The sequence below is a fragment of the Nocardia sp. NPDC059195 genome, assembly GCF_042754695.1.
GTDB lineage: Bacteria > Actinomycetota > Actinomycetes > Mycobacteriales > Mycobacteriaceae > Nocardia.
On record NZ_JBHZBG010000010.1, the window covers coordinates 69,167 to 75,587 of the forward strand.

Sequence of the window (6,421 nt, forward strand, 5' to 3'; positions counted from 1 at the left end):
CGACCCGGCGCCCGGCGATTCTTCGATCGGTACTACTCCGGGGTGGTGCTGCGTTCGCGCAGGAATGCCAGTGCTTCGTCGGCATGCACGGCCGCGCGCAGCTCACCGGTGATGATCTTCAGGATCGTGCGGTCGGTGTCGATCACGAAGGTGTGGCGCTTGACCGGGGCGAGTTTGCCGAGAAGTCCACGCTTCACGCCGAATTCGGCGGCCACCGCGCCGTCGCTGTCGGACAACACGGGATAGTCCAGGCGCTGCTTGGTGGCGAAGCCGGCCTGCACCTCGGTGCTGTCGGTGCTGATGCCGACGCACGAGGCGCCCAGCGCGGTGAATTCACCACTCAGATCGCGGAAGTGGCAGGCCTCGGCGGTGCACACCGGGGTATTGGCGGCGGGGTAGAAGAACAGCACCAGCGGGCCGTCGGCGAGCAAGCCGTCGAGCGAGCGGAGCTGGGCGGACTGATCGGGGAGCTCGAACTGCGGAGCGCGCTGGCCTGGCTGCATGCCCAGACAGTAACGACCGGCAGCGAAGTAAGGAAGATCCCCGTTCGCGTACACGAGCGGGGATCCTCATGGCCTACTGCCCGAGCAGCGCCGCGACGTCGGGATTGCGGATCTGCATCACGTCGAGGATGCCGTGCGCGCGCAGCAGTGGCTCTAGCTCGCGGATGCGGTCGCTGTGCCCGGCGTACTCGTCGGGGAAGTTCTTCTTGTCGAGGTCCTGGATGGCCTTGGCGTAGGTGACGAACGAATTGATCGCGCTCGCTGTCACCGCCTGCTGGCCGGGACCGTAGTGCTGCTGCGACGGGACAGCCAGCCGGCTGTCCTGTGCGCCCTGGTGCGAGGGGTACAACATTGCTCCTCTCGGAAAGGGGATTACCGCATGCGACGTGGAACCCGCGCGAGTGTAGTGATGCCGGTCACCGCCCGATTCGGCGCGGGGTCGGGTCCGCGCGCGCAGGCGGCGGCACGCCTGGGATGATGGGCTCATGCAGGGCGCGTCGACACCAACCACCACGACCCGCGAACAGTTCCGGCTGCTCGCCGCCGAGCACCGGGTCGTCCCGGTGACCCGAAAAGTGCTGGCGGACTCCGAAACTCCGCTCTCGGCCTATTCCAAACTGGCAGGCGACCGGCCGGGCACCTTCCTGTTCGAATCCGCGGAGAACGGGCGCTCGTGGTCGCGCTGGTCGTTCATCGGCGCGGGCAGCCCGTCGGCACTGACCGTCGTCGACGGTGAAGCCACCTGGCTCGGCACGGTGCCCGCCGACGCCCCCACCGGTGGTGACCCGCTGCGCGTGCTGCACGAGACCCTCGAACTGCTGCGCACCGAACGGCTGCCCGGTCTGCCGCCGCTCACCGGTGGCATGGTCGGTTATCTCGGCTACGACGCGGTGCGCCGGATCGAACGGCTGCCCGAGCTGGCCGCCGACGATCTGCGACTGCCCGAGCTGGTGCTGATGCTGGCCACCGACCTGGCCGCGTTCGACCACCACGAGGGCGCGATCACCCTCATCGCCAACGCGGTGAACTGGGACGGCACCGACTCCCGGGTCGACGACGCCTACGACGACGCCGTCGCCCGGCTCGACAAGATGACGGCCGCGCTGGCCGCCCCCGCGACCTCGACGGTGTCGGTCTTCGACCGGCCGGAACCGCAGTTCCTGCGCAGGCGCACCACCGAGGAATTCGGTGCGGGCGTGCACCGTCTGATCAAGGAGATCGAGGCGGGCGAGGCGTTCCAGGTGGTGCTCTCGCAGCGCTTCGAAATGGACTACACCGGTTCCCCGCTCGCGGTCTACCGGATGCTGCGGGCCTCGAACCCGAGCCCGTACATGTACCTGATGCACATCCCCGACGGCGCGGGTGGCACCGCGTTCTCCATCGTCGGCTCGAGTCCTGAATCGCTGGTCACCGTGAAAGACGGTGTGGCGACGACACATCCGATCGCGGGCACCCGCTGGCGCGGCGACAGCGCCGAGGACGACATCCTGCTCGAGAAGGACCTCCTCGCCGACGAGAAGGAGAACGCCGAGCACCTGATGCTCGTCGACCTCGGTCGCAACGACCTGGGCCGGGTCTGTCGTCCCGGCACGGTGAAGGTCACCCAGTACCGCCACGTCGAGCGGTACAGCCACGTGATGCACCTGGTCTCGACGGTGTCCGGGCTACTCGCCGAGGGCAAGGTCGCGCTCGACGCGGTGCGGGCCTGCTTCCCGGCCGGCACGCTGTCCGGTGCGCCGAAGGTGCGGGCGATGGAACTGATCGAGGAGCTGGAACCGACCCGGCGTGGCGTCTACGGCGGCGTGGTCGGCTACCTCGACTTCGCCGGTGACGCCGACACGGCCATCGCCATCCGCACCGCCCTGCTCAAGGACGGCATCGCCTATGTGCAGGCGGGCGCGGGCGTGGTCGCCGACTCCGATCCCGTGTACGAGGACACCGAGGCCCGCAACAAGGCCATGGCGGTGCTCAAGGCGATCGCGGCCGCGCAGACCCTGCGCACCTACGAAGGCGGGGACTTATGACGGCCACGCCCGGAGCAGACGACACCCCTCCGGCGGACGTCGACGGGCCGGATGCTGCGGTCACGGACTCCACCGGGGCCACGGCTGGGACGCCCGCTCGGGCAGCCAAGCCGATCGTTCCGGTCGTGCTGCTGGCGCTGGCCGCGGCGGGGTTGTGGGCTGCCTCGCGGATGACGTGGGTGACGGTGCACTCGGCCGACGGGCTCACCGAACCGCGCACCGATGACCTCAATGGTGGCGTGTGGTTCGGCGCGCTCACCCCACTCGCCCTGGTCCTGGTCGCCTCGATCGCGGCGGTGTTCGCGGTCAAGGGTGTGCTGCGTCAGCTGCTCGGGGTGGTGATCTCGGTGATCGCGGCGGCGGCCGCGGTACCGGGCTTCGCGCTGGCGGCCGGGGCGGGCAATACCGCCGACCGTGCGGGCACCCTGGCCGAATTGCCGGTGCGCGCGGTCGTCAGCGGCGCCGACACGCACCTGGGTCCGGCGATCCTGTCGATCCTCGCCGCGATCCTGGCACTGGCCGCGGGCATCCTGCTCACCCGCCGCACCGGCGAACGCGCCGAACTCTCCGGCAAGTACGACAACCCGGTGTTCCGACGTGCCGACGCCAGCGCCGCGGTGAGCAAACAGAACGCGGAGACCGGAACCGCGGCGCCACTGTCGGACCGGGTGCTGTGGGACGCGCTCGACGCGGGTACCGACCCGACCGACACCTCCGATACCCCCGGCGCCGACCACGGTCCGGCCGGGGAGAACAAGTGACCGGCAGCACCCCCGCCGCAGTGACACGCGCGGCGGGCATTTATTCTTTACCAGCATCGGTGAGACAGCGCCTGAGGGGACTCTCGGGCGAGAAGTGCGTCTTCCCAGAAAGGATTCGAGCCAGATGACGGTACTCGACTCGATTCTCGACGGGGTCCGGGCGGATGTTGCCGCTCGCGAAGCCCTCCTCGATTTTCAAGCGATCAAAGCTGCTGCCGCCGCGGTCAAGGGACCGCTGGACGCATATGCCGCGCTGCACGAGGACGGAATCGGTGTCATCGCCGAGGTGAAGCGCGCCAGCCCCTCCAAGGGCGCGCTGGCCGACATCCCCGATCCCGCCGTGCTGGCCAAGGCCTACGAAGACGGCGGCGCGCGCATCATCAGCGTGCTCACCGAGGGTCGGCGCTTCGGCGGATCGCTCGACGATCTCGACGCCGTACGCGCGGCCGTGAACATCCCGGTGCTGCGCAAGGACTTCGTCGTCGGCCCGTACCAGATCCACGAGGCCCGTGCCCACGGCGCCGACGTGATCCTGCTGATCGTGGCCGCGCTCGAGCAGGACGTGCTCGCCTCGCTGATCGACCGCACCGAATCCCTCGGCATGACCGCCCTGGTCGAGGTGCACACCGAGGAAGAGGCCGACCGCGCCCTCGAGGCCGGTGCCACGGTGATCGGCATCAACGCGCGCAACCTCAAGACCCTCGAAGTCGACCGCGATGTGTTCGCGCGGATCGCGCCCGGCCTGCCGTCGGAGGTCATCCGGGTGGCCGAGTCCGGCATCCGCGGCACCGCCGACCTGCTGGCCTACGCCGGTGCGGGCGCCGACGCCGTGCTCGTCGGTGAGGGCCTGGTGACCAGCGGTAACCCGCGTTCGGCCGTGTCCGAGCTGGTCACCGCCGGTACGCACCCGTCCTGCCCGAAGCCTGCTCGGCGGAGCATTCGGTGACGGTGCTTCCCCCGGCGAGCGCCGGCGTCGCGCAGCACTCCGACTACGAACCCGACGCGGGCGGCCACTTCGGCGTCTACGGCGGACGCCATGTCCCCGAGGCGCTGATGGCCGTGATCGAAGAGGTCACCGCCGAGTACGACAAGATCCGCACCGATCGCACCTTCCTCGACGAGCTCGACCGGTTGCAGCGTGACTACACCGGCCGCCCTTCGCCGGTGTTCGAATGCACCCGGCTGGCCGCGCACGCCGGTGGCGCGCGGATCTTCCTCAAGCGTGAGGACCTCAACCACACCGGCTCGCACAAGATCAACAATGTGCTCGGCCAGGCCTTGCTCGCCAAGCGGATGGGCAAGACCCGCGTCATCGCCGAGACCGGCGCGGGCCAGCACGGCGTCGCCACCGCCACCGCGTGCGCGCTGCTCGGCATCGGCTGTGTGATCTATATGGGCGCGGTCGACACGGCCCGCCAGGCGCTCAACGTGGCCCGCATGCGGCTGCTCGGCGCCGAGGTGATTGCGGTGACTTCGGGTTCGCAGACCCTCAAGGACGCGATCAACGAGGCATTGCGCGACTGGGTCACCAACGCCGACGACACGTTCTACTGCTTCGGCACCGCCGCAGGTCCGCACCCGTTCCCGCTGTTGGTGCGTGATTTCCAGCGCGTGATCGGCCTGGAAGCGCGCGAGCAGATCCAGCTCCCGGAGCAGGCGGGCAAGCTGCCCGATGCCGTCGTGGCCTGTGTCGGCGGTGGTTCCAACGCCATCGGCATCTTCCACGCCTTCATTCCCGACGCGGGCGTGCGCCTGGTCGGTTTCGAGGCGGCCGGTGACGGCGTCGAAACCGGACGCCATGCCGCCACCTTCACCGGTGGCACGCCCGGCGCCTTCCAGGGCGCCTACTCGTACCTGCTGCAGGACGAGGACGGCCAGACCATCGAATCGCATTCGATCTCGGCCGGTCTCGACTACCCGGGCGTCGGCCCCGAACACGCCTACCTCAAGGACATCGGTCGCGCCGAATACCGGCCGATCACCGACACCGAGGCGATGGACGCGCTGCTGCTGCTCTCGCGCACCGAGGGCATCATCCCGGCGATCGAGTCCGCGCACGCCGTGGCCGGCGCGCTGAAGCTGGGCTCCGAGCTCGGCGAGGGCGCGGTCATCCTGGTCAACCTGTCGGGTCGTGGTGACAAGGACATGGACACCGCGGGCCGCTGGTTCGGTCTGTTCGATGACGACGCCGCCGAGGAGAACAAGCAGTGAGTCAGCAGTCCCGTCTCGCGAACACCTTCGCCGCGGCGCGTAGCGAAGGTCGGGCCGCCCTGATCGGCTACCTGCCCGCGGGCTATCCCGACCTGGCCGGATCCATCGCCGCCTGCCGCGCACTGGTCGAATCCGGTTGCGACATCGTGGAAGTGGGCGTCGCCTACTCCGATCCCGTGATGGACGGCCCGGTCATCCAGGCCGCCGCCGAGCAGGCGCTGCGCGGTGGGGTGCGCGTGCGCGACGTGTTCTCCGTCGTCGAGGCGATCACCGACGCCGGTGGTCAGGCCGTGGTGATGAGCTACTGGAACCCGGTGCTCCAATACGGTGTCGACACCTTCGCCCGCGACCTGGCCTCGGCCGGTGGCGCCGGAATCATCACGCCGAACCTGATCCCCGACGAGGCCGACGACTGGTTCATCGCCTCAGCCACCCACAACCTGGATCGCATCTTCCTGATCGCACCGTCCTCGACCGAGGAGCGTCTGGTCAAGACCCTCGAGGCCTCGCGCGGCTTCATCTACGCGGCCTCGACCATGGGTGTGACCGGTGCCCGCGACGCGGTCTCCTCGGCCGCGCCCGCGCTGTGCGCACGGGTCCGCGCGCACTCCGACATCCCGATCGGCGTCGGCCTCGGCGTGCGCTCGGGCGCGCAGGCCGCCGAGATCGCCGCCTATGCCGACGGTGTCATCGTCGGATCGGCGCTGGTCTCGGCCGTGCCGGAGGGCCTCGACGCGGTCCGCGCACTGACCGCTGAACTGGCTGAAGGTGTGCGCTCGGCGACCGTTCGCTCCTGACCGCATTGCCAGCCCCGCACCCGCGACCCCTGGGGAGCGGCGGCCACGAAGTGGCCGGTCCGCGGCCGGGTCGCCCGTTACAGCTCTCTCTCAAATAAACAACACCAAGCCGACGAGACCCGAGA

At 69.5% G+C, this 6,421-nt stretch carries 7 protein-coding genes; 5 read left to right on the top strand and 2 right to left on the bottom strand.

Annotated features, from left to right (window positions below):
* Positions 1-32: 32 nt before the first annotated feature.
* Positions 33-503: a peroxiredoxin gene (locus tag ACFXKN_RS15215; RefSeq protein WP_378957324.1), complete on the bottom strand. Its 471-nt coding sequence runs from the start codon at positions 501-503 to the stop codon at positions 33-35.
* A gap of 73 nt (positions 504-576) precedes the next feature.
* Positions 577-855, bottom strand: a complete 279-nt coding sequence (locus ACFXKN_RS15220) for a hypothetical protein (RefSeq protein WP_378957320.1) — start codon at positions 853-855, stop codon at positions 577-579.
* Between the two features lie 133 nt (positions 856-988).
* On the opposite strand from ACFXKN_RS15220, the gene ACFXKN_RS15225 reads away from it, so the two are divergent.
* The 5 genes from ACFXKN_RS15225 (at position 989) to trpA (ending at position 6,296) form a co-directional block, all read left to right on the top strand.
* Positions 989-2,527 carry an anthranilate synthase component I gene (locus tag ACFXKN_RS15225; RefSeq protein WP_378957317.1) on the top strand — a complete coding sequence of 513 codons (1,539 nt, stop codon included), beginning with the start codon at positions 989-991 and terminating at the stop codon, positions 2,525-2,527.
* The gene (locus tag ACFXKN_RS15230; RefSeq protein WP_379433178.1) at positions 2,524-3,288 is read left to right on the top strand and encodes a TIGR02234 family membrane protein; all 765 of its coding nucleotides are present in this window, start codon (positions 2,524-2,526) and stop codon (positions 3,286-3,288) included. The genes ACFXKN_RS15225 and ACFXKN_RS15230 overlap by 4 nt, the downstream gene beginning before the upstream one ends.
* A 124-nt stretch (positions 3,289-3,412) precedes the next feature.
* A complete protein-coding gene (trpC, locus tag ACFXKN_RS15235) occupies positions 3,413-4,234 on the top strand; it encodes an indole-3-glycerol phosphate synthase TrpC (protein WP_378921480.1) in 822 nt (273 codons plus the stop codon).
* Entirely contained in the window at positions 4,231-5,499 is a 1,269-nt protein-coding gene (gene trpB, locus ACFXKN_RS15240; protein ID WP_379433179.1) for a tryptophan synthase subunit beta, read from the top strand. The genes trpC and trpB overlap by 4 nt, the downstream gene beginning before the upstream one ends.
* The gene (gene trpA, locus ACFXKN_RS15245) at positions 5,496-6,296 is read left to right on the top strand and encodes a tryptophan synthase subunit alpha (protein WP_378957286.1); all 801 of its coding nucleotides are present in this window, start codon (positions 5,496-5,498) and stop codon (positions 6,294-6,296) included. Before trpB ends, trpA begins: the two co-directional genes overlap by 4 nt.
* The last annotated feature ends 125 nt before the right edge of the window (positions 6,297-6,421 follow it).

Coding starts and splice junctions, on each gene's coding strand:
- ACFXKN_RS15230 (WP_379433178.1), top strand. CDS start 2,524: ATGACGGCCACGCCCGGAGCAGACGACACCCCTCCGGCGGACGTCGAC.
- ACFXKN_RS15215 (WP_378957324.1), bottom strand. CDS start 503: ATGCAGCCAGGCCAGCGCGCTCCGCAGTTCGAGCTCCCCGATCAGTCC.
- ACFXKN_RS15220 (WP_378957320.1), bottom strand. CDS start 855: ATGTTGTACCCCTCGCACCAGGGCGCACAGGACAGCCGGCTGGCTGTC.
- ACFXKN_RS15225 (WP_378957317.1), top strand. CDS start 989: ATGCAGGGCGCGTCGACACCAACCACCACGACCCGCGAACAGTTCCGG.
- trpC (WP_378921480.1), top strand. CDS start 3,413: ATGACGGTACTCGACTCGATTCTCGACGGGGTCCGGGCGGATGTTGCC.